The organism is Streptomyces sp. NPDC051940 (assembly GCF_040680895.1).
GTDB lineage: Bacteria > Actinomycetota > Actinomycetes > Streptomycetales > Streptomycetaceae > Streptomyces.
Map to the genome: position 1 here is coordinate 1 of NZ_JBFAXR010000075.1, position 21,393 is coordinate 21,393.

The 21,393-nt window shown below is 73.4% G+C and carries 14 protein-coding genes; 9 read left to right on the forward strand and 5 right to left on the reverse strand.

Features of this window, described 5'->3' with window-relative positions; translation table 11 throughout:
• Positions 1–96: 96 nt before the first annotated feature.
• Entirely contained in the window at positions 97–2,463 is a 2,367-nt protein-coding gene (locus AB0M28_RS25665) for a phosphoketolase family protein (protein WP_365409433.1), read from the reverse strand.
• A 225-nt stretch (positions 2,464–2,688) separates the two neighbouring features.
• Positions 2,689–3,348, reverse strand: a complete 660-nt coding sequence (locus tag AB0M28_RS25670) for a universal stress protein (RefSeq protein WP_365409436.1) — start codon at positions 3,346–3,348, stop codon at positions 2,689–2,691.
• A 260-nt stretch (positions 3,349–3,608) separates the two neighbouring features.
• Between AB0M28_RS25670 and AB0M28_RS25675 the strand changes: the two genes are divergently transcribed.
• From AB0M28_RS25675 to AB0M28_RS25685, 3 genes are all read left to right on the forward strand, one after another.
• On the forward strand, positions 3,609–5,087 hold the full coding sequence (locus tag AB0M28_RS25675; protein WP_365409439.1) for a glutamate synthase subunit beta: 1,479 nt from the start codon (positions 3,609–3,611) through the stop codon (positions 5,085–5,087).
• A 67-nt stretch (positions 5,088–5,154) separates the two neighbouring features.
• Complete coding sequence (locus tag AB0M28_RS25680) at positions 5,155–5,931, forward strand: class I SAM-dependent methyltransferase (RefSeq protein ID WP_365409442.1); 777 nt, start codon at positions 5,155–5,157, stop codon at positions 5,929–5,931.
• Between the two features lie 87 nt (positions 5,932–6,018).
• Positions 6,019–7,218 carry an acyl-CoA dehydrogenase family protein gene (locus tag AB0M28_RS25685; protein WP_365409445.1) on the forward strand — a complete coding sequence of 400 codons (1,200 nt, stop codon included), beginning with the start codon at positions 6,019–6,021 and terminating at the stop codon, positions 7,216–7,218.
• A gap of 29 nt (positions 7,219–7,247) precedes the next feature.
• Here the strand turns inward: AB0M28_RS25685 and AB0M28_RS25690 are convergent, their stop codons facing one another.
• Together AB0M28_RS25690 and AB0M28_RS25695 are read right to left on the reverse strand one after the other, a co-directional pair.
• Complete coding sequence (locus AB0M28_RS25690; RefSeq protein WP_365409448.1) at positions 7,248–7,910, reverse strand: response regulator transcription factor; 663 nt, start codon at positions 7,908–7,910, stop codon at positions 7,248–7,250.
• Positions 7,885–9,057, reverse strand: coding sequence for a histidine kinase (locus AB0M28_RS25695; RefSeq protein ID WP_365409451.1), 1,173 nt, complete (start codon positions 9,055–9,057; stop codon positions 7,885–7,887). The genes AB0M28_RS25690 and AB0M28_RS25695 overlap by 26 nt, the downstream gene beginning before the upstream one ends.
• 175 nt (positions 9,058–9,232) lie before the next feature.
• Between AB0M28_RS25695 and AB0M28_RS25700 the strand changes: the two genes are divergently transcribed.
• From AB0M28_RS25700 to AB0M28_RS25725, 6 genes are all read left to right on the forward strand, one after another.
• Positions 9,233–11,536 (forward strand): MMPL family transporter, encoded by a 2,304-nt coding sequence (locus tag AB0M28_RS25700; RefSeq protein WP_365409454.1) that lies wholly within the window; start codon positions 9,233–9,235, stop codon positions 11,534–11,536.
• Positions 11,537–11,766: 230 nt separating this feature from the next.
• Positions 11,767–13,653 (forward strand): hypothetical protein, encoded by a 1,887-nt coding sequence (locus AB0M28_RS25705; protein WP_365409457.1) that lies wholly within the window; start codon positions 11,767–11,769, stop codon positions 13,651–13,653.
• Positions 13,654–15,207, forward strand: a complete 1,554-nt coding sequence (locus AB0M28_RS25710) for a hypothetical protein (RefSeq protein ID WP_365409460.1) — start codon at positions 13,654–13,656, stop codon at positions 15,205–15,207.
• 97 nt (positions 15,208–15,304) lie between these two features.
• Positions 15,305–16,222 (forward strand): oxygenase MpaB family protein, encoded by a 918-nt coding sequence (locus AB0M28_RS25715; RefSeq protein WP_365409462.1) that lies wholly within the window; start codon positions 15,305–15,307, stop codon positions 16,220–16,222.
• Between the two features lie 9 nt (positions 16,223–16,231).
• On the forward strand, positions 16,232–17,878 hold the full coding sequence (locus AB0M28_RS25720) for a protein kinase (protein ID WP_365409465.1): 1,647 nt from the start codon (positions 16,232–16,234) through the stop codon (positions 17,876–17,878).
• Positions 17,879–17,918: 40 nt separating this feature from the next.
• Positions 17,919–19,463, forward strand: coding sequence for an NAD(P)/FAD-dependent oxidoreductase (locus tag AB0M28_RS25725; RefSeq protein WP_365409468.1), 1,545 nt, complete (start codon positions 17,919–17,921; stop codon positions 19,461–19,463).
• 48 nt (positions 19,464–19,511) lie between these two features.
• Here AB0M28_RS25725 and AB0M28_RS25730 read toward each other — a convergent pair whose 3' ends face one another.
• A complete protein-coding gene (locus tag AB0M28_RS25730) occupies positions 19,512–21,296 on the reverse strand; it encodes a serine hydrolase (protein ID WP_365409471.1) in 1,785 nt (594 codons plus the stop codon).
• Positions 21,297–21,393: the final 97 nt, after the last annotated feature.

Here is a 21,393-nt window from a genome sequence, read left to right on the forward strand (position 1 = left end):
GCGTGTCCTGGCTGCCGGCCGAAGGGACGCCTACCGTTTCGAAGGGCAGGCATGCGCGGATCGCGCGCTACGAGTCCACGGGCCCCGGCAGGCGCGTCAGCCCTGCCAGCTCCAGTCCGCCACCTCCGGCATGTCCGTGCCGTGTGCACGGATCCAGGCGTGGTGCCGGGTGCGGGCGTCCTCCATCGCCTGGCGTACCGGTGCCGCGTGCACGGACAGCTGCGGGACGCGGTCGATGACGTCCATGACGAGGCGGTAGCGGTCCAGGTCGTTGCGCAGCACCATGTCGAACGGCGTGGTCGTCGTGCCGATCTCCTTGTAGCCGCGTACGTGCAGCCCGCCGTGGACCGCCCGGCGGTACGCCAGCCGGTGGATCAGCCACGGATAGCCGTGGTAGGCGAAGATCACCGGCGCCTCCCGGGTGAACAGCGAGTCGAACTCGGCGTCCGTCATCCCGTGCGGATGCTCGTCGTGCGGCATCAGCCGGGCCAGGTCCACGACGTTCACCACCCGCACCGCCAGATGCGGCAGGTGCTCGCGCAGCAGCTGCGCCGCGGCCAGCACCTCCTGCGTCGGCACGTCGCCCGCGCAGGCCAGGACAACGTCCGGCTCCCGCACACCGCGGCCGTTGCCCGCCCACTCCCAGATGCCCGCGCCGCGCGCGCAGTGCGTGCGCGCCTCGTCCAGGCTCAGCCAGTCGAAGCAGGGCTGCTTGCCGGCGACCACCACGTTGACGTAGTCGCGGCTGGCCAGGCAGTGCTCCGCCACCGACAGCAGGGTGTTGGCGTCCGGTGGCAGATACACCCGCACGGCCTCCGGCGCCTTGTTCAGCACATGGTCGACGAAGCCCGGGTCCTGGTGCGAGAAACCGTTGTGGTCCTGGCGCCAGACGTGCGAGGTGAGCAGGTAGTTGAGGGAGGCGACGGGACGGCGCCAGCCCAGCTGCCGGGTGGTCCGCAGCCATTTGATGTGCTGGTTCACCATCGAGTCGACGATGTGCACGAACGCCTCGTAGCACGAGAACAGCCCGTGCCGGCCGGTCAGCAGATAGCCCTCCAGCCAGCCCTGGCAGGTGTGTTCGGAGAGGATCTCCATGACCCGGCCGTGGCGGTCCAGATGCTCGTCCACGTCGAGGGTGCGCGCCTGCCACGCCTTGCCCGACGCGGCGTACACGGCGTCGAGCCGGTTGGAGGCCGTCTCGTCCGGGCCCACCAGCCGGAAGTCGCGGCGCTCGGCCGTCGCCTCCATCACCTGCTCCAGCATCCGCCCCAGCACGCGCGTCGGCTCGTGCGTCGTGGCGCCGGGCTTGTCCACCTCCACCGCGAAGCGCTCCAGCGCCGGCAGCGGCAGCTCGCGCAGCAGCAGCCCGCCGTTGGCGTGCGGGGTGGCGCCGAGGCGTCGCGGACCGGCCGGAACGCACGCCAGGACCTCGGCCCGCGGGCGGCCCTCGGCGTCGAACAGCTCCTCGGGCCCGTACGACCTGAGCCACGCCTCCAGCGCCCGCAGATGCTCCGGGTTCTCGCGTACGGCGGACAGCGGCACCTGGTGCGCGCGCCAGGTGCCCTCGACCGGCAGCCCGTCGACCTCGGCCGGTCCCGTCCAGCCCTTCGGCGTACGGAGCACGATCACCGGCCAGCGGGGGCGTCCGGTGACGCCCTCCGCGCGGGCGCTGCGCTGGATGGCGCGGATGCGGTCCAGCGCGGTGTCCATCGCGGCGGCCATCTCGCGGTGGACGGCGAGCGGCTGGTCGCCCGTGACGTGGATCGGCTCGTGGCCGTAGCCGCGCAGCAGGTCGTCCAGCTCCGGTTCGGGGATACGGGCGAGCACCGTGGGGTTGGCGATCTTGTAGCCGTTCAGATGCAGGATCGGCAGTACGGCGCCGTCGTGCACCGGGTCGAGGAACTTGTTGGAGTGCCAGGAGGCGGCCAGCGGTCCCGTCTCGGCCTCGCCGTCGCCGATCACGCAGGCGACCAGGAGGTCCGGGTTGTCGAACGCCGCGCCGTAGGCGTGCGAGAGGGCGTAGCCCAGCTCGCCGCCCTCGTGGATCGAGCCCGGGGTCTCCGGCGCGACATGGCTCGGCACGCCGCCCGGGAAGGAGAACTGCCGGAACAGCCGCCCCATGCCCTCCGCGTCGCGGCTGATGTCCGGGTACGTCTCGGAGTAGCTGCCCTCCAGCCAGGAGTTGGCCAGCACGGCCGGCCCGCCGTGGCCGGGTCCCCAGACGCACAGCGCGTCCTGGCCGCGGGTCCGGATCGCCCGGTTGAGGTGGGTGTACACGAGGTTGAGGCCGGGGGAGGTGCCCCAGTGGCCGAGCAGGCGCGGTTTGACGTGCTCGGCGCGCAGCGGTTCGGTCAGCAGGGGGTTGGCCAGCAGGTAGATCTGGCCGACGGAGAGGTAGTTGGCGGCACGCCAGTGCGCGTCCAGGGCCTTGAGCTCGTCGTCGGGGAGGGGGTGCCCATCCATGGCGGTGTCCTCCGGGTCGGAATCGGATGCGGCGTCGGTCGGCCGTGCAGGCGGGTCGAAAGGGCTGGGGGAGCGGGCGGGGTGGGGGAGGCGGTCCCCAGGCTGCGCGAGCGGGCGGTCCGCGGCGTGGTGGAGCGGGCGGGCGGATCGGGCGCAGGGGCGTTCCGGGGGCAATCCGGACGGACAGGGGCCACCCACCCATCACCCCGCATCCCCCGCGAGCCGTCAAGCGCGCACGGCCGAAGGGACCAGCACCACCGGGCACGCGGCCTGCTGCAGCAGCGCCGCGGTCGGGCCCGTCGTCCGCGCCGCCGTCACCAGCAGCCCGGCACCCTCCGCCGCCGACCACAGCCCGCGCACACTGAGCCCCATCGGCACGGGCAGCCGCACGGCGCGCAGCACCCGCAGCGGGGCGTTCCGCAGCTCGGCCTCCTCGAAGGCGAACACCGCGGCCTCCACGTCCGTCGCCGAAGCCTCGGCCAGCACCACCTCCGCGCCCGCCGGACGCTCCCCGCGTACGACCATCAGCGGCCCGACGCCCCGGCGCGTCGCGAGCCGCCGGCTCACCGAGCCGAGCAGCCGGCCCGCGGCCTCGTTCAGCCCCCGCGAGCCCACCACGGTCAGCGCGGCGTCCGCGCCGAGCCGCTCCAGCACCTGCACCGGATCACCCACGGCCACCACGGGCACGGCCCGCAGCCGCGGATGCCGCCGGCGTACCCGGTCCAGCGCCGCGTTCAGCACGGGTCCCGCCTCGTCCGCGTCCCGCACGGCGTAGGCCACTCGCAACACCGCGCCCCGGCGCGCCGCCGCGGCGGCCGCCTCGTCCAGTGCCCGGACCGACGTCAGCGAGCCGTTGATCCCGACCACCACCGAGCGCTCTGTCATGTCTCCGATCCTCGTCCCCGCGCCCCGGCAGCCGCGCGGGCCGAAGGGTGCCCGCCCGGGCATCCGGTCGGACCCGGCGGGATGGGCCGGTCGGCCCGGTTCGGGCGCCGGGGGGGCTGTGCGCGGCGCGGGCCCGCAGCGTCCCGGGCCGGACGCCTGGTGCCGGGCCCGGCCCCGCCCCGGTACCAGGTGCCGCCCGCCGCCCCCGGTCGTACCGTGGAGGGAACCGTGAACCGCTGCGGAAGCACAGGGGGCAGCCCATGGCTGACCCGAAGGGATTCCTCACCACCCCCCGGCGCGTATGGGAGCGCCGCCCGGTCTCGGAGCGCGTGGCCGACTGGCACGAGGTGTACCGGCCCCGCGCCCTGCTGCCGGTGATCAGCGAGCAGGCGGGGCGCTGCATGGACTGCGGCATCCCCTTCTGCCACCAGGGCTGTCCGCTGGGCAATCTGATCCCGGAGTGGAACGACTACGCCTACCGGGGCGACTGGGAGGCCGCCAGCGAGCGGCTGCACGCCACGAACAACTTCCCGGAGTTCACCGGCAGGCTGTGCCCCGCACCGTGCGAGAGCGCCTGTGTGCTGGCGATCAACGACTTCCCGGTGTCCATCAAGAACGTCGAGCAGGCCGTCGCCGACCAGGCGTGGGCGCTCGGCCTCACCCCGCCGCAGCCGCCCGAGCGACTGTCCGGCCGTACGGTCGCCGTGATCGGCTCGGGCCCCGCGGGGCTCGCCGCGGCGCAGCAGCTGACGCGGGCCGGGCACACGGTCGCCGTGTACGAGCGGGACGACCGGCTGGGCGGGCTGCTGCGCTACGGCATTCCCGAGTTCAAGATGGAGAAGCGGCACATCGACCGCCGCATCGACCAGATGCGCCACGAGGGCACCAGGTTCCGGACCAGGATCGAGGTCGGCCGCAGCCTCGACGCGGCCGGTCTGCGCCGCCGCTACGACGCCGTGATCGTCGCCGTCGGCGCGACCGCCCGGCGCGAACTGCCCGTACCCGGGCGCGAGCTGGCGGGCGTGCACCAGGCGATGGAGTTCCTGCCGCTGGCCAACCGCGTCCAGGAGGGCGACTACGACACGCCGCCCGTCACCGCCGAGGGCCGGGACGTGGTCATCGTCGGCGGCGGCGACACCGGCGCCGACTGCCTGGGCACCGTGATCCGCCAGGGGGCGGAGTCCGTCACCCAGCTCGACATCAACCCCATGCCCGGCCCCGACCGCCCCGGCCACCAGCCCTGGCCGGTGCACCCCAAGGTCCACCGGATCGAGCCCGCGTACGAGGAGGCGGGCGCGACCTCGGGCCGCGGCGAGCACGGCCGCGTCTACTCCTCGGCCACCCTGCGCTTCGAGGGCGGCGCCGACGGCCGGGTCAGGTCCGTGCACCTCGCCGAGGTCGACCCCGTCGACCGTACGCCGCTGCCCGGCACGGACCGCGAGATCCCCGCCGGGCTGGTGCTGCTCGCGCTCGGCTTCGACGGCCCCGAAGCGGACAGCCCGCTGGCCGCGCAGCTGCACCTCGACGTCGACGCGTCCGGCGGCTACGCCCGCGACGAGCACTTCGCCACCCGCCACGACGGCGTGTTCGTCGCCGGCGACGCGGGACGCGGCCAGTCGCTGATCGTCTGGGCCATCGCGGAGGGCCGGGCCTGCGCCGCCGCGGTCGACGCTTATCTGACCGGCGTCAACTCGCTGCCCGCCCCGGTTTGTCCGGGGGATCGCCCATTCGCGGTGTGACGCCGTACACTCCCGGCCACCGGCGAACAGCCCTCCGTACACCGCGATATCACCCGGGAGTCGACTCATGGCAGGCATGAAGCCGCGCGCCAACCGATCCACCCTGAGCCACAAGGCCCGTTACGCGCTCGCCAACCCGGGCAAGGTTCCGGCCTATCTGCGCCGGGCCGGCCGCGACGCCGTGTACCGGCTGAAGCACCCCGACCATGTGGCGTACTACCGGGCCGTGATGTCCTCCGACGCCTCCGTCAGCCCCGAGGCCGCCGTGGGCAGCAAGTCGCACGAGCACTGGCTGGCGCTGGGGCAGATGCAGTTCGACTACCTGACGTCGCACGGGCTGGCGCCCGGCGACCGGATGCTGGAGATCGGCTGCGGCAATCTGCGGGCCGGCTGGCGCTTCATCGACTATCTGGACTCCGGGAACTACTACGGTCTGGACATCTCCCCGGACATCCTGTTCGCGGCGCAGAACACGCTCGTACGGCACCACCTGCAGGGCAAGCTGCCGCGCCTCACCCCCGTACGCGACCTGACCCTCGCCTTCCTGCCCGACGAGCACTTCCGGGTGGTGCACGCGCACAGCGTGTTCTCGCATTCACCCCTTTCGGTGATCGAGGAGTGCTTCGAGCACGTGGGGCGGATCATGACGGCGGACGGCTGGTTCGACTTCACGTTCGACCGCACCGAGGTGGATGAGCACCACGTGCTGCGGGAGGACTTCTACTACCGCACCGAGACCCTGATCGCGCTCGCCAAGAAGCACGGGCTGACGGGGGAGTTCATGGAGGACTGGGAGAAGCTGCCGCACGGCCAGTCGAAGATCCGGGTGCGCCGGGAGGCCTGACGGGGCTTCCGTCTTACTGCAACACGTTCTAGTCTGCCCCTCGTTCCGAGCCGTCCGCGCCGCGGGCGCGCGTCGTCAGGAGGGGCCGTGGACCTCGCACACACGCCTGAGCAGGAGCAGTTGCGCGCCGAGCTGCGCGAGTACTTCGCGGAGCTGGTGCCGGACGGCGCCTACGGCCGGCACACCGACCCGGCGGAGCAGAAGCGCTTCTACCGGGCGACGATCCGCCGGCTCGGCGCCGACCGGTGGCTCGGTGTGGGCTGGCCCGAGGAGTACGGCGGCCGGGGGCTGGGCCCGATGGACCAGTTCATCTTCTTCGACGAGGCCGCACAGGCCGGTGTGCCGCTGCCGCTCATGGCGCTGAACACCGTGGGGCCCACGATCATGCGGTTCGGCACGGACGAGCAGAAGGAGTACTTCCTGCCCCGCATCCTCTCCGGCGAACTCGACTTCGCCATCGGCTACAGCGAGCCGGGCGCCGGTACGGACCTGGCCTCGCTGCAGACGAAGGCCGTGCGGGAGGGCGACGAGGACACCGGCCACTACACGGTCAACGGCCAGAAGATCTGGACCACCAACGGCGACACCGCCGACTGGGTCTGGCTGGCCGTGCGCACCACACCGGTCGAGGAGGGCGTCCCGCCGCACAAGGGCATCACCATGCTCCTCGTGCCGACCTCCGACCCCGGCTACTCCTGCACGGTCATCCGCACCCTGGCCGGCCACGACACCACGGCCAGCTACTACGAGGACGTCCGGGTGCCCGCCAGTCGCCGGATCGGCGCGGAGAACCAGGGCTGGCGGCTGATCACCAACCAGCTCAACCACGAGCGCGTCACCCTCGCCGCACACGGCACCATGGCCATCCGGTCGTACGAGAACGTCCGCCGCTGGGCCGCGGACACCAAGACCGCCGACGGCCGCCGGGTGATCGACCTCGGCTGGGTACGGGGCCGGCTCGCCCGTACGCACACCAAGCTGGAGGCGCTGAAGCTGCTGAACTGGCAGATGGTCGACGCCCTGCAGCGCGGCACGCTCACCCCGCAGGACGCCTCGGCGGTCAAGGTGTACGGCTCGGAGGCGCGCCGCGACGCGTACGCCTGGCTGATGGAGGTCACCGGCGCGGCCGGTCCGCTCAAGGAGGGCTCGGCCGGCGCGGTGCTGCACGGCGAGCTGGAGCGGGGCTACCGCAGCGCGGTGATCTTCACCTTCGGCGGCGGCAACAACGAGATCCAGCGGGAGATCATCGCCTGGATCGGGATGGGCATGCCGCGGGTGCGGCGGTGACCCGGCAGGGACATGGCCCGGCACCCGGCTCAGGTTCCGGGGAGGATGCGGCGCGTTTCGTAGGCCCACATCGCGATCTCGACCCGGTTGCGGGCGCCGAGTTTGGCCATCAGGCTGGCCAGGTGCGTCTTCACCGTGCTCAGGCTGATGTGCAGGGCGTCGGCGATCTCGACGTTGGTCAGCCCGCGAGCGACCGCGAGGAGCACCTGCTCCTCGCGGGCGGTGACGGGGGAGACCGGCTGGGCCACGGGCCGGCCGGCGGGCAGGTCCGCGAACGCCTGGAGCAGCCGGACGGTGACGCTGGGCGCGATGAGCGCCTCACCGTCGGACGCCGACCGTACGGCCTGGGCCAGAAGCTCCGGTCCCGTGTCCTTGAGGAGGAATCCGCGGGCGCCGGCACGCAGTGAGCCGTAGACGTACTCGTCGAGGTCGAACGTGGTGATGACGACCACGGCCAGCGGGTCGGCGACGCCCGGGCCGGCGACCAGCCGGGTGGCCTCGAGCCCGTCGAGTACGGGCATACGGATGTCGAACAGGCAGACGTCGGGGCGCAGTTCGCGGGCCAGACGTACCGCCTCCCGCCCGTCGGTGGCCTCCTCGACCACCTCGATGCCGGGCTGCGCGTTCAGCATGATCCGCAACCCGGTGCGGATGATGGTCTGGTCGTCAGCGACGAGGACGCGAATGGACACCGCTCTCACTCCTCGCTCCCGGCAGTTCGGCTTCGACATGCCAGCCCCGGTCGGTACCCGGGCCGGCACGTAGTGTGCCGCCGAGCAGCGTCGCGCGCTCGCGCAGTCCGGTCAGTCCGTATCCGTCGCGACCCCGGCCGGTGCGCCGGCCGTTGTCGTGCACGCTCACCCGCACCATGTGCCGTTCCGCGGCGACCCGGACGACGACCTCGGTCGCGTCGACCGCATGGCGCAGCGCGTTGGTCACCGACTCCTGCACGATCCGGTAGACGGCCGCGTCGACGGCCGGGGGCAGCGCGTCCAGCTCGCCGTCGAGCCCCAGGTCGACCCTGAGGCGACCACCCGGGGTGCGCACCAGGCGCTCCAGGTCCGCGACGCCGGCGGGCGGCGCCAGCTCGGCGCCGACCCCGCGGTCGCGCAGCGCGGCGACCATGGCGCGCATCTCCTCCAGCGTGCGCGCCCCTTCCTCCTCGACCCCCTCCAACGCCTCGACGGCGGCGGACGGGTCGGCGCCCGCGAGCACCCGGCCCGCCTGAGCGACGATCACCATGGCCGACACGTGGTGGGCCACCGTGTCGTGCAGTTCGCGGGCGAGCTGCTCGCGCTCGCGGGAGCGCACCTGCTCCAACTGCCGCTCGCGAGCGGTCACCCGGAACCGCACGGCAGCCCCGACCACGCCGGGGAGCAGCAGGAAGACGAAGCCCACGACCTTTTCGACGACCGGGGTCCCGTCCGTGACGACACACAGCGCGCCGACCACGACGATCACCGCGCCGCCCAGCACGATCTCCCGTCCCGAACCCCACCGGGGCAGCGCGTACACCAGCACGAGCACGACCGCGCCGGTGTACAGGCCGACGGGCTCGCGCGGTGCGGCGACGAGCGAGGCCACCGGAAGCAGGACCACCGAGCCGAACGCCAGCGTCACCATCGCCAGCGGGCGGGTCCGGCGCCACAGGAGCAGCAGGCACAGCCATACGGCGAGCACCACCGCCACCGGCCGCCACACGACGTTCTCGCGCAGGGTGGCCTCCAGCGCCACACCGGCGAGGCCCGCGGCGAGCAGCGCCCAGTCCCGCCGCAACCGGGCGGGCGCGCCGGGCGGCCGGGGTTCGGTCCACAGGGTTCGCAGGTCGTCTCGGAGCACGGTTCCCAGCCTAGGGACCGCGGCGTGCCGCGCATCGGCCGAAAGGACGGGTCGTCACTCCGCCCCCGGGCCGACGGATCCGCGGCCCGCGGGCCGATGCCGCGGAGCGCCGTGGCGACGAGCCTCGGCATCGGCGGCCGTACAAGGACGGCCGAGAAGGTGGTTGGAGGACCCGATGCTCTCGAAAGCCCTGTTGCGCCTGGGCGCAGGCGCCGCCCGCCATCCCTGGCGGGTGATCGCGGCATGGCTGATCGCCGCCACGCTCGCCGTCCTCGCCGCCGTCGCCTTCGGCGGGCGGACCGCGGACTCGATGACCGCTCCGGGACTTGACTCCCAGCGGGCCGCGGAACTGATCGAGCGGGCCGGCACCGGCCAGGAGGGGATGACCGCCCAAGTCGTCGTCACCCCCCTCGACGACGGTGCGACGTTCTTCGACGACGACGGCGCGCGCACCGCTCTCACGCGGCTGCGGGCCGACGTGAAGCGGCTGCCGCACGTGCTCGGCACGAGCGACCCGGCGGGGGCGCTCGACGCGGGCGGGGACACCGCCGTGCGCGGCGGCCTCGTTTCGGCCGACGGGCGGATCGCGGTCGTCCGCGTGCAGTACCCCGACCAGAGCCGGCTGTCGGCCGATGACCTCGACGCCCTGGTGGATCTCGGGGACCGGCTGCGCGGCGAACTGCCCCTGCGCATCGAGATGGGCGGGAACCTCTTCTACGCCTTCTCCGACCCAGGCGGCGGCGTGAGCGAGCTGATCGGCCTCCTCGCCGCGGCCGCGATCCTGTTCCTGGCGTTCGGTTCGCTCGTCGCCGCCGCGCTGCCGATCGGCATGGCGCTCTTCGGGCTGACCGTCGGGGTCGCCACGATGACGCTCCTGGCGGGGGTGACCGAGGTCCCCACCTTCGCACCGGTCCTGGGCAGCATGGTCGGGCTCGGAGTGGGCATCGACTACGCGCTGTTCGTGCTCGCCAGGCACCGGGAGTACCTCGCGCGCGGGCTCGACCCGCAGGCGGCGGCCGGACGAGCGGTGGCCACGGCGGGGCGGCCGGTGGTCTTCGCCGGCGGCACCGTCGTCGTGTCGATCCTCGGCCTGGCGGTCGCGAACGTGCCGTTCATGACGGTGGGCGGGTTTGCCGTCTCGATCGTCGTCCTGACGATGGTGCTCGCGTCGGTGACGCTGCTGCCGGCCTTCCTCGGCGCGGCGGGCCCGCGGCTGGGCCGGGCCGGCCGGATCGGCCGGGCACTTCGGGCCGCGCGGTCGGGCCGCCTCGGCCGACGGCGGGACACGGCGGCGGGCACCGTCCCCGCCGCCGGGTGGTGGCGCTGGCTCGGGCACGTCGGCCGGCACCCCGTGCCGTACGCGGTCGGCGCGGCGGCGCTGCTGCTGACGGCGACGCTGCCCGTGCTCGGCCTGCGCGTCGGCCTGCCGGACGACGGCTCACTGCCGCAGAGCCGTACCGAGCGGCGCGCCTACGACCTCGTCGCCGAGGGCTTCGGTCCGGGCACCAACGGTCCCCTCGTCATCGCCGCGGACCCCGCCGGTGATCCGGGAGTGCTGGACCGACTCGTCGGGGCTGTCGCGGCGGATCCGGGCATCGCATCCGTCGCGCCGACGCACATCGACCGGGCCAGCGGCATCGCGACCCTCGTGGTGTTCCCGACCACCAGCCCTCAGGAGAAGGCCACGACCGACACCATCGCCCGGCTGCGCACCGACGTGCTGCCCACGGCGATCGGGGACGGTCCGGCCAGGGCCCACGTCGGCGGCGCCGCCGCGAGCCTGTCCGATGTGGGCCGACGCACCAGCGAACGTCTGCCGGTGTTCGTCGCCGCCGTGCTGGGGATGTCGTTCCTGCTGCTGATGCTGGTCTTCCGCTCGGTCGTCGTACCGCTCAAGGCGGTGCTGCTGAACCTGCTGAGCATCGGCGCGGCCTACGGCATCATGGTCGCGGTCTTCCAGTGGGGCTGGGGAGGCGCACTCATCGGGCTGGAAGCGACGGTTCCGATCGTGTCGTTCATCCCGATGTTCCTCTTCGCCATCCTGTTCGGCCTGTCGATGGACTACGAGGTGTTCCTCCTCTCCCGCGTACGGGAGGAGTACCTGCGCACCGGCGACAACGGCACGGCGATCGTCGAGGGCGTTTCGGGCACCGCCCGGATCATCACCTCGGCCGCCCTCATCATGGTGGCGGTCTTCCTGTCCTTCGCCGTCGCCGATGACCCCTCCACCAAGATGTTCGGGCTCGGCCTGGCCACCGCGATCTTCATCGACGCCACGGTCGTACGCATGGTGCTGGTACCGGCGACCATGACACTCCTCGGCCGGACCAACTGGTGGCTGCCGAAGTGGCTGGACCGGATGCTTCCCCGCGGCCCGGTCGGCACCCACGACACGCCCTTGGCGTCCGGCACCTCGGCGTCACCCGGGACCGTGCCACGAAGGCACATCCCGCCAATTGATCACGGGGTGTCGCAGTAAGCCGTTACCCGAACGCGTGTGCCGTACGGTTCGCTACCATCTTCCCCACGACCAACACGAACAACGCCCCTGTAAACCAAGGGGGTTGACGGCTCACTGGTGGGGGAGGCGGGTGCCGGGTGCGGAGTACGCTGCGCGGATTCGAACCACTGAGGGACGAGTTCCTTCCCCGGTTGCTCGGTCTGCACCACACGCGCGGGTTCCGCCCGCCGTGGGCGTATCCGCGGGGCGTGCCCGTCGTGGAGGCCGTCGCCGGGCGCGACCGCGGCCGTACGGCGCTGCTGGACGGGGTGTTCGAGGACTACAACGGCCGGCTGCCGCTGGCCCGCGCCGACCTCGGCGCCCCCGACCTCGGCGTGCCGGGCCTCGCTCCGCTGCCCGAGGACGGACTGCCGGGCGCCTCCGCCCTCACCCATCTGCTGTACGTGCTGGAGTACCGGCTCACGCAGAAGTGCGAGCACCAGATCAAACGGCTGCCCCGGCTCGCCGTCGGCCTGCTCGTGGTGTCCGTCTGGCAGCCGCCGCCGGAGGAGGGGATGTTCCCCGATCCGTACGCCCCCGTGCGGCCCGCCGCACTGCGCCGCGCGGAGCACGACCTGTGGCAGCTGCTCGCGGCGGCCGGCGACACCAACGTCCGGCGCCGCAGGGCCCTGCTCAAGACCTGGCTCGACGCCCTCGCCGACGGCCTGGCCGGCGGCTTCGTACCGCTGCCGGGCCTCGGCGCGGCGCTGCAGGCGACGCTGCGGACCGCCGCCCAGGAGCTGCTGCGCGAACGGCCGGAGAAGGGTGTCGTGCAGTGGTGGCGCGAGGCGCTGCCGCAGCACACCGGGGACGGTGTGGACCGGCTGTTCGCGCTCGCGATGGGCTTCCGCACCGGCGGGGCGGGGCGCACCGCGGCCGAGGACGCGCTGGTCGCGGCGCTGCTCGCCGATATCGACGACGACTACTCGCGGTTCGACCGCGCCAACCGCCGGCCGCGCCCGCTGCTCCTGCTCGACAACGCCCACGCGCCGCTCGGCCGACGCTTCACCGGCCTGCTCAAGGACGCCTACCGCGCGGGCCGTGAACCCACCCGCCCCGCGGTGCTCGCCACCGTCCTGGGAGAGGGCGCGGACTGCGTTCCGCTGGCCGATCTGAACGGACTGCGGTTCGACGGTGCCGCCGCCGAGCTGCGGCTCGCGCTGCCCCCGGTCGCCGACGCCGACATCCAGTGGCTGCTCGGCCCCGGCGGCCCGGCCGGCGAACTCCCCCGGGTCATCGCCCGGCTCAGCGGCGGCCGGCAGGGCTGCGCCGCGGTCCTCGCCGCCGAGGCGCGGCAGCTGCACCAGGCGCGCCAGTCCGTACCGCTGGACGAGCTGCTGGACGCGGCGCTGCCGAGGATGCTGGACAAACTCGTCCCCGAACCCACCCTGCGCGCCCGCCTGGTGCTGCTCTCCGCCGCCCGCGGGGAGCGGGCGCGGCGCGCGCTGTGGCAGCAGCGCCACCCCGACGACCCGGCGCACGTCGTCGTGGTCCGCGAGGCCGACGAATGGCTGGAGCTGGTCGGGCTGAAGGACGACCGGGCGTTCACCGCCCTGCTCGGCGAGGAGCTGCGCCGCACCAGCCGCGACGGCGAGTGGAGCGGCATCCAGCTGCGCCAGCGCCATCTGTACGACCCGCACCTCGACGACCCGTACGCCGGCGAGCACAGCCCCGATTACCTCTTCCACACCCTCGCCCTCGGCCACCCCGGACCGCTCGCCCACGCCCTGCACCGTCGGCTCGACGGCACCCCGGCGCGCGAGTGGCTCATCCTGCTCAACTTCCTGTGCTCCGCCCCCCATCCGCGCCGGGACACCCCGCCGGAGGGCGAGCCGCCGCCCTGCCCGGCCTGTCCGCGCGGCGCGCCCGTCCCGCCCGAGCACCACGCGATACGACGCCTGGTCGCAGCCGTGTGGCGGCACTCGGACCCCCTCGCGCCACCGCCCGGCGCGGAGGAGCGGCGGCTGATCGCCACCGATCTCATCGAGCTCTACCGCGTGCGCCAGGACAACGCCTACTTCCAGGCGTCCCGCGACTGGCCGGGCGCCCTCGCGGCCGGCGTCCAGGCCCCCGACCTGCCCGTCCAGGAGGACTGAGTGATAGGAAGCTTCTACGGCCGGCTGCCCGGGGGCCCGGTGGTCAAGCTGCTGTCCACGACGCTGGTGCTGGCCGTGCTGGTGACCGGCGGCTGGTTCGGCTTCGGCCTGGTCTTCCCCGAGCGCGACCCCTCCTGCGCCGAAGGCGTCGAGGAGCGCGGGCCGGCCGAGGAGTGCACCGGCGTCACCGACGGCTCGTACGTCTTCGCCCCCAACCTGGGGGACATCAGCGCGCGGATCAAGGCCGAGAACGACTTCGTCGACAAACAGACCGGCGGCGGGAAGAAGGTCTCGGCCATCTCCCTCGCCGTGGTGCTGCCGATGGCGCCCGCCCAGCAGCCCGAGCGCGACAAGACCCTCAGCCAGCTCCGGGGCGTCTTCCTCGCCCAGTACCAGGCCAACCACGGCAGCAACGAGAAGCAGCCGCTGATCAGGCTGCTGCTGGCCAACCCCGGCCGCGGCCACGAGCACTGGCGTCCCGTCGCCGACCAGCTGGGGGAGATGACCCGGTCCGAGGAGCGGCTGCGGGCCGTGGTCGGCTTCGACGTCTCCACCCGGATCACCCAGCAGGCCATCCAGTACCTGACCGCGAACCTGCACATCCCCGTCGTCGGCGGCCCGATCACCGCGGACGACTTCGGCAACAGCGCGCAGCAGCCCCGCCGTTATCCCGGCCTGGCCCGCGTCGTCCCGACCACCTCCGGCGAGGCCGCCGCGATGGCCCATCTGCATGCCGGGGTGAAGCCCGAGGACACGCTGATCATCGAGGACATCCGGGAGGGCGACAACTACGTGAAGTCCCTGCGGGACGCCTTCCAGTCCCTGTCCCAGGGCTCGAAGCGCGCCTCCGAGCAGTACCGCGCGCCGGACGACTACCACGAGGAGGGCAACACGGCCGTCCAGTTCCAGCAGATGGTGACGTCCGTGTGCACCTCCACCGCCCGGTACCTGTACTTCGCGGGCCGGCCCGTGCAGCTGCGCCAGTTCATCAACGAGCTCGGCCGGCGCGGCTGCCGGGAGAAGACGTACACCGTGATCAGCGGCTCGGGCGCCTCCACCCTCGTCAACGACGCGAAGCTCGACTGGACGGCGCTCGAGGGCGAGAACCCCATCACCGTCGAGTACGCCGCGATCGCCCACCCCGACGCCTGGAGCGGCGCGGGCGCGCCGAGGACCGGCGGATCCGTGGCGGCGTACCGCGAGTTCGAGCAGCTGGCCCGGAGCGTGCTGAAGCTGAAGCGCGACGACCTCATCGACTCCCGGGCCATCACCATGTACGACGCGGGCCTGACGGCCGTCACCTCGGTACGCGGCACGCAGGCCGGGGTGCCCTCGACGCAGCAGGTCGCCGACGGCTGGCTGCGGCTGCACGGGCAGTACGGGAAGGTGAACGGGGCGAGCGGCTGGATCTGCCTGGACAACTACGGCAACGCCTACAACAAGGCCGTCGCCGTGGTACGCCTGGACGAGAAGGCACCCGGCAGGGTGCGGTTCGTCCAGGTGGCGTGGCCCGAGGGGAAGGCCACGGACAAGGACTGCACGGCGCCGCGCTGATCCGCTGCTCCGTCCGGGGTGCCTCCCGTGCGCCCGTTTCGCCACGGGCGCCGGACGGGAAGGATCTTGACTGCCCCGACCAGCCCTGGAGGCGTCCATGGACCGCGACCCCGGTCTCTTCGGCCCGCGCTCGGTGACCTGGCAGCTGCACGGCGACCCGGTGATGTGGATCGCCGGCGTGCGCGCCCTGTACCTGCAGGCCCTGCACCCGCGCGCGGTCCGCGGCGTGACCCAGAACTCCGACTTCCGGCACGACACCTGGGGCCGGCTGATGCGCACCGCGAGCTTCGTCGGCACGCTCACCTACGGCACCACCGCGGCCGCCGAGAAGGCCGGCGCCAAGGTGCGCGGCATCCACCGGCGGCTCACCGCCGTCGACCCGGACACCGGGGAGCGCTACCGCGTCGACGACCCCGCGCTGCTGCTGTGGGTGCACTGCGCGGAGATCGACTCGTATCTGCACGTGGTCCGCCGCTGCGGGCTGCCGGTGACCGACGCCCAGGCCGACCGGTACGTCGGCGAACAGCGCGCCGCCGCACGGATGGTGGGCCTGGACCCCGCCGACGTACCCGCCGACACCGCGCAGCTGGCCGGCTACTTCGAGAAGGTGCGGCCCGAACTGGCGGCGACCCCCGAGGCCGAGGACGTGTACGCGTTCCTGCTGCGGCCCCCGGTCAAGCCGCTGCTGGTGCCCCTGCGCGGCGCGGTGTGGACCCGGGTGGCCGCCGTCGCCTACGGCACCCTCCCGCCCTGGGCCCACGAGCTGTACGGGCACCCGGCCCCGCCGCCCGGCACGGTCACCCGGCGGCTCACCGCCACCGGCCGCATCCTGCGCGCGATCCCGCCCGAGATCCGCTGGCGGCTGCCGCCGCGGCACATCCTGCGCGCCATGGAACGCCTCGGACCGCAGAGCCGCCCCTCGCCTTCTCGGCTGCGCGGGCCCGCCTTCATACTGGACCCCACCAAGGGGACGGATGACGGTGCGGCAGGCGGGGGAGGCCTGTCCCGTACGTAGGGGGACGTAGTGAGCGAGACCAGGCTCATCCAGGGCCGGTACCGGCTGATCGAGCTGATCGGCCGGGGCGGCATGGGCGAGGTCTGGCGTTCCCTCGACGAGTCGCTGGGGCGCCGGATCGCGGTGAAGGTGCTGAAGCCCGCCGGGTCGCACCGCGACGAGAAGGCGTTCAGCAACGTGATCCGCGAGCGCTTCCGCCGCGAGGCGCGGGTCGCCGCGGGGCTGCAGCACCGGGGCATCACCGTCGTCCACGACTTCGGCGAGGACCCGGGCAACGGCGGGCTCCTGTACCTGGTGATGGAGCTGCTCGACGGGTCCAACCTCAGCCAGGTGCTGCGCGGGAACGGGCATCGCGCGCTGTCCGTCGACGGGGTGCTGGACATCGCGGCGCAGACCGCCGCCGCCCTGGCGTACACCCATGACCAGGGCATCGTGCACCGGGATCTGAAGCCCGCCAACATCGTGCGGCTCGCGGACGGTTCGGTGAAGATCTGCGACTTCGGTATCGCGCGCCTCGCGCACGACATCGGCTTCACCGCGCGCGTCTCCGGCGGCGGGGTGGCCATGGGCACCCCGCACTACATGTCGCCCGAACAGATCGCGGGGGCGGGCCTCGACCACCGCAGCGACCTGTACTCCCTGGGCTGTGTGCTGTACGAACTGGCGACCGGCGAGCCGCCGTTCAACCTGGAGGACTCCTGGTCGGTGCTCGTCGGCCACCGCGACACCGAGCCCGTACCGCCCCGGACCCGCAACCCCGCGATCCCCGAGGAGCTGGACCGGCTCGTCCTCGACCTGCTCGCCAAGCAGCCGGAGGAGCGCCCGGCCGACGCCCACGAGATCGTCGAGCGGCTCGCCCGTGCGACGTCGTCGAAGCCCGGCTCGCAGCCGGAGGCCGGGCCCGCCATGCCGGCCTGGACGTCCGCGATGACCACCGGCCCCAGCGCCGCGCCCCGCCCGGCTCCGGCCGACACCCTCTCCGGGCTCACCGCCGTGTGGACGCCGCCCGGCGGCACGCCCGCCGACGACGGGCGGATCGCGGGCCTGCGGCGCCGGCACGAGGCCGGGCTCGAACTCGGCCGCCAGGGGCGCTGGGACGAGGCGCTCACCGCGTTCCTCGAACTCGTCCCGGACTGCGCGGCCACGCTGGGCTCCGGACATCCCCGTACGCTCGCCGCCCGCTACGAGATCGGGATCTGCCTGGGCCGCACGGGACGGCCCGGCGAGGCGCTGGAGCACTACCAGCAGCTGATCGCCGACCGCGCCCGGCACAGCGGCCCGGACCATGTCGAGACCCTGCGCGCCCGGCACGGCCTGGGCGTCAGCCTGGGCCGCCTCGGCCGCTGGGCGGAGGCCCTGACGCAGGCCCAGGAGGTGTGCGCGGAGCGCGAGCGAACGCTGGGTCCCGACCACGACGACACGATCGTCAGCCGCCGCGAGACGGCCGTGGCGCTCGGCTGGCTCGGCCGCTGGCCGGAGGCGCTGAACGGCTACCGCGAGGTGGCCCGGGCCCGCGAACGCACCCTCGGCCCGCGCCACCCCGAGACCCTGGCGGCGCTGGGCGACGAGGCGTCCTGCCTCGAGCAGCTGGGCCGCGAGGAGGAGGCCAGGGAGCTGCGCCAGCGGCTGACGAGCCGGGGGTCGCTGACCCGCTGAGGGGCTGGTCACGGGTGATCGTCTCGTGTTACGAAGGGCCATGACCTCCTCGTACGACGCTGTGATCGTCGGCGGCGGCCACAACGGGCTCGTCGCCGCCGCCTACCTCGCCCGCGCCGGGCGCTCCGTGCTGGTGCTGGAGCGGCTCGGGCGCACCGGCGGGGCCGCCGTGTCCACCCAGGCGTTCGCCGGGGTCGACGCGCGGCTGTCCCGCTACTCCTACCTGGTCAGCCTGCTGCCGAAGAAGGTCGTGACGGATCTCGGGCTGTCCTTCGCGGTCCGCAAGCGGCACGTCTCGTCGTACACCCCCGTCTCGCGCGGCGGCCGCGACACCGGCCTGCTCGTGTCGGGTCCGGACGCGACCCGCGACTCCTTCGCCGCGCTCACCGGGTCGGACCGGGAGTACGAGGCGTGGCAGCGGTTCTACGGGATGACGCAGCGCGTTGCCGAGCGCGTGTTCCCCACGCTGACCGAACCGCTGCCCAGCCGCGCGGAGCTGCGCCGGCGGGTGGACGACCCCGACGCCTGGGAGGCGCTGTTCGAGCGGCCCATCGGCGAGCGCGTCGAGGCGGACTTCGCGGACGACCTGGTACGCGGCGTCGTGCTGACCGACGCCCTCATCGGGACCTTCGCCCACGCCCACGACCCGTCGCTGCGGCAGAACCGCTGCTTCCTGTACCACGTGATCGGCAACGGCACCGGGGACTGGGACGTCCCCGTCGGCGGCATGGGCGCCCTCACCGACGCCCTGGCGAACGCCGCCCGCGCCGCCGGGGCGGAGCTCCGCACCGGGCACGAGGTGACCGGCATCGCCACCGACGGCCGGCGGGCCGAGGTCACGTACCGGACGGCGGACGGTGAGCACACGGTCGCCGCCGCGCACGTCCTGGTGAACGCCTCACCGCAGGCCCTCGCCGCCCTGGTCGGCGACGCGCCCCCGCCGCCCGCGGAGGGCGCGCAGCTCAAGGTGAACATGCTCCTCAAGCGGCTGCCCCGGCTCCGCGACCGGTCCGTCGACCCGCGCGAGGCGTTCGGCGGGACCTTCCACATCGCCGAGGGGTACGCCGAGCTCGAGGCCGCGTACCGGCAGGCGGCCGAGGGGAAGCTGCCCGCCGCCCCGCCCTCGGAGATCTACTGCCACTCGCTGACCGACCCGTCGATCCTCGGCCCGGACCTGGTCCGCGAGGGCTACCAGACGCTCACCCTCTTCGGCCTGCACACCCCGGCGCGGCTGTTCGCCGAGGACAACGACGCGGCGCGCGAGGCGCTGCTGAAGGCCACGCTCGCCCAGCTCGACGCCGTGCTCGACGAGCCGCTCGACGACTGCCTGGCCACGGACGCCGACGGCCGGCCCTGCATCGAGGCGAAGACCCCGCTGGACCTGGAGCGCGATCTGCGGCTGCCCGGCGGCAACATCTTCCACCGGGACCTGGCGTTCCCGTACGCCGACGAGGGCACCGGCCGCTGGGGCGTGGAGACGGCGCACGCCAACGTGCTGCTGTGCGGGGCGGGCGCCGTGCGCGGCGGCGGCGTCAGCGGCATCCCCGGGCACAACGCGGCGATGGCGGTGCTGGGGGAGGTCTGAACAGCCCTGAGGGGCGGCCGTCCGGCCGCCCCTCAGCCATGCCTGCGTTCAGTCCCGCGACGCCGTCCACCCCTTCGCCGCGATCCGGCCCGCGTCCGCCTCGCGCGCGTCGGAGAACACGGCCGTGTCGCCGTCCTCCACCCGCACCTCGTCGACGTACACCCCGCGTCCGACGTAGCGCACGTCGGTGGTGTACCGCCAGCGCAGCGTCACCGGCTTGCCGCGCCACGCCGCCAGCGACGCCGACGCCCGGTGCCAGACCCGGCCCGACCAGCCGTCCGCCGTGCCCTCGGGGTGCGCGACCGTCGGACCGCCCGGCGCCGCCGCCGAGAACGGCACCGGCACCCAGGTGGTGCCGCCGTCGCCGGACGCCTCCAGGCGCACCGGGTCCCAGGTCGGCTCGGTGTCCCACCACAGGGCGAACCGCAGCTGCGCGCCCGGCCCCTGCACGGTCAGCTCCGGCAGGGTGAGCGTGGCGGTGGTCTGGCTGGCGACGCCGGAGAACCACGCCGTCTCCCCGTCGACCGGCCGCACCGGCACCGCCCGGGCGAGGTTCGTACCGGCCGCGACGCGCGGCGCGCTGCCGGAGCGCCAGTTGCGCACCGGGTGCACGGAGTTGCCGAGGAGGATCAGGAAGGTGTCGGTGCTCGGGTCGATCACCAGGCAGGTGCCGGTGAAGCCGGTGTGCCCCGCGGCGTGCGGGGTGGCCATCGCGCCCATGTACCAGTGCTGGTAGAGCTCGAAGCCCAGTCCGTGTTCGTCGCCGGGGAAGGCCGTGTTGAAGTCGGTGAACATCTGCTCCACCGACTCCTGCTTCAGGATGCGGGCCTTCCCGTACGCCCCGCCGTTCAGCAGCGTGCGGCACAGGATCGCCAGGTCCCAGGCGGTGGAGAAGACACCGGCGTGGCCGGCGACGCCGCCGAAGGAGAAGGCGTTCTCGTCGTGCACCTCGCCCCACACCAGCCCGCGCTGCATCCCCGACCAGGGCAGCCGCGCGTCCTCGGTGGCGGCGATGCGCGGCTTCCACTCGGCCGGCGGGTTGTAGCGCGTGTGGCGCATCCCCAGGGGGCCGGTGATCTCCTCGTGCAGCAGCACGTCGAGCTTCTTGCCGGTGATCTTCTCCAGGACCAGCTGGAGGGAGATGAGGTTGAGGTCGGAGTAGAGGTACTTGGTGCCGGGCGGGTTGAGCGGCGCCTCGTTCCACAGCCGCTGGAGCTTGGCCTCCCAGGTCGGCTCCTTGAACAGCGGGATCCAGGAGTTGAAGCCGGAGGTGTGGGTGAGCAGCTGCAGGATGGTGATGCCCTGCTTGCCCGCGGCGCCGAACTCCGGGAGGTAGGAGGCGACCGTGGCGTGCAGGTCGAGGGCGCCGCGCTCCATCTGCTGCACGGCCAGCAGGGACGTGAACAGCTTCGAGACGGACGCCAGATCGAAGACCGTGTCCATCGACATGTCGATCTGCTGGTCCGCCGGGAACTCGACGCCGGTGTCCGTGGTCTCGTCGTACCGCTGATAGCGCAGGGCCTTGCCGATGGGCTGCTCCAGCGCCACTGTCCGGCCGCGGCCGGCCAGGATCACGGCTCCGGCGTACCACGGGTACTTGGGGCTCGGGCCGAGATAGGCGCGGGCGTCGGTGACCAGCTGGTCGAGGTACCGCTGCAGCAGCCCGGCGTCCTCGGCGCCGCCGCGCCGCAGGACGGGGGTGGCCGCCGACTCGGTGGCCCACGCCGGCGCGGCGCCGCCTCCCAGCACCATCAGGCCTCCGCTCAAGGCCATCAGGCCCGCTCCGAACTGCCTTCGGCTGAATCCGTTGCCCGCAGCCTCGTCCGCGCTCATGATCCCACCCTGTCTCTGAAAGATATTTTCGTGCCGTTGGGCATCGCGGGAAACTTTCTTCCAGGGCGGAGCCCGTGTCAATACCGTGGAAGCGTGA

What these genes read in the sequence shown, in the direction of transcription:
- AB0M28_RS25665 (WP_365409433.1), bottom strand. Translation starts at nt 2,463, where the DNA reads ATGGATGGGCACCCCCTCCCCGACGACGAGCTCAAGGCCCTGGACGCG.
- AB0M28_RS25670 (WP_365409436.1), bottom strand. Translation starts at nt 3,348, where the DNA reads ATGACAGAGCGCTCGGTGGTGGTCGGGATCAACGGCTCGCTGACGTCG.
- AB0M28_RS25675 (WP_365409439.1), top strand. Translation starts at nt 3,609, where the DNA reads ATGGCTGACCCGAAGGGATTCCTCACCACCCCCCGGCGCGTATGGGAG.
- AB0M28_RS25680 (WP_365409442.1), top strand. Translation starts at nt 5,155, where the DNA reads ATGGCAGGCATGAAGCCGCGCGCCAACCGATCCACCCTGAGCCACAAG.
- AB0M28_RS25700 (WP_365409454.1), top strand. Translation starts at nt 9,233, where the DNA reads ATGCTCTCGAAAGCCCTGTTGCGCCTGGGCGCAGGCGCCGCCCGCCAT.
- AB0M28_RS25715 (WP_365409462.1), top strand. Translation starts at nt 15,305, where the DNA reads ATGGACCGCGACCCCGGTCTCTTCGGCCCGCGCTCGGTGACCTGGCAG.
- AB0M28_RS25725 (WP_365409468.1), top strand. Translation starts at nt 17,919, where the DNA reads ATGACCTCCTCGTACGACGCTGTGATCGTCGGCGGCGGCCACAACGGG.
- AB0M28_RS25730 (WP_365409471.1), bottom strand. Translation starts at nt 21,296, where the DNA reads ATGAGCGCGGACGAGGCTGCGGGCAACGGATTCAGCCGAAGGCAGTTC.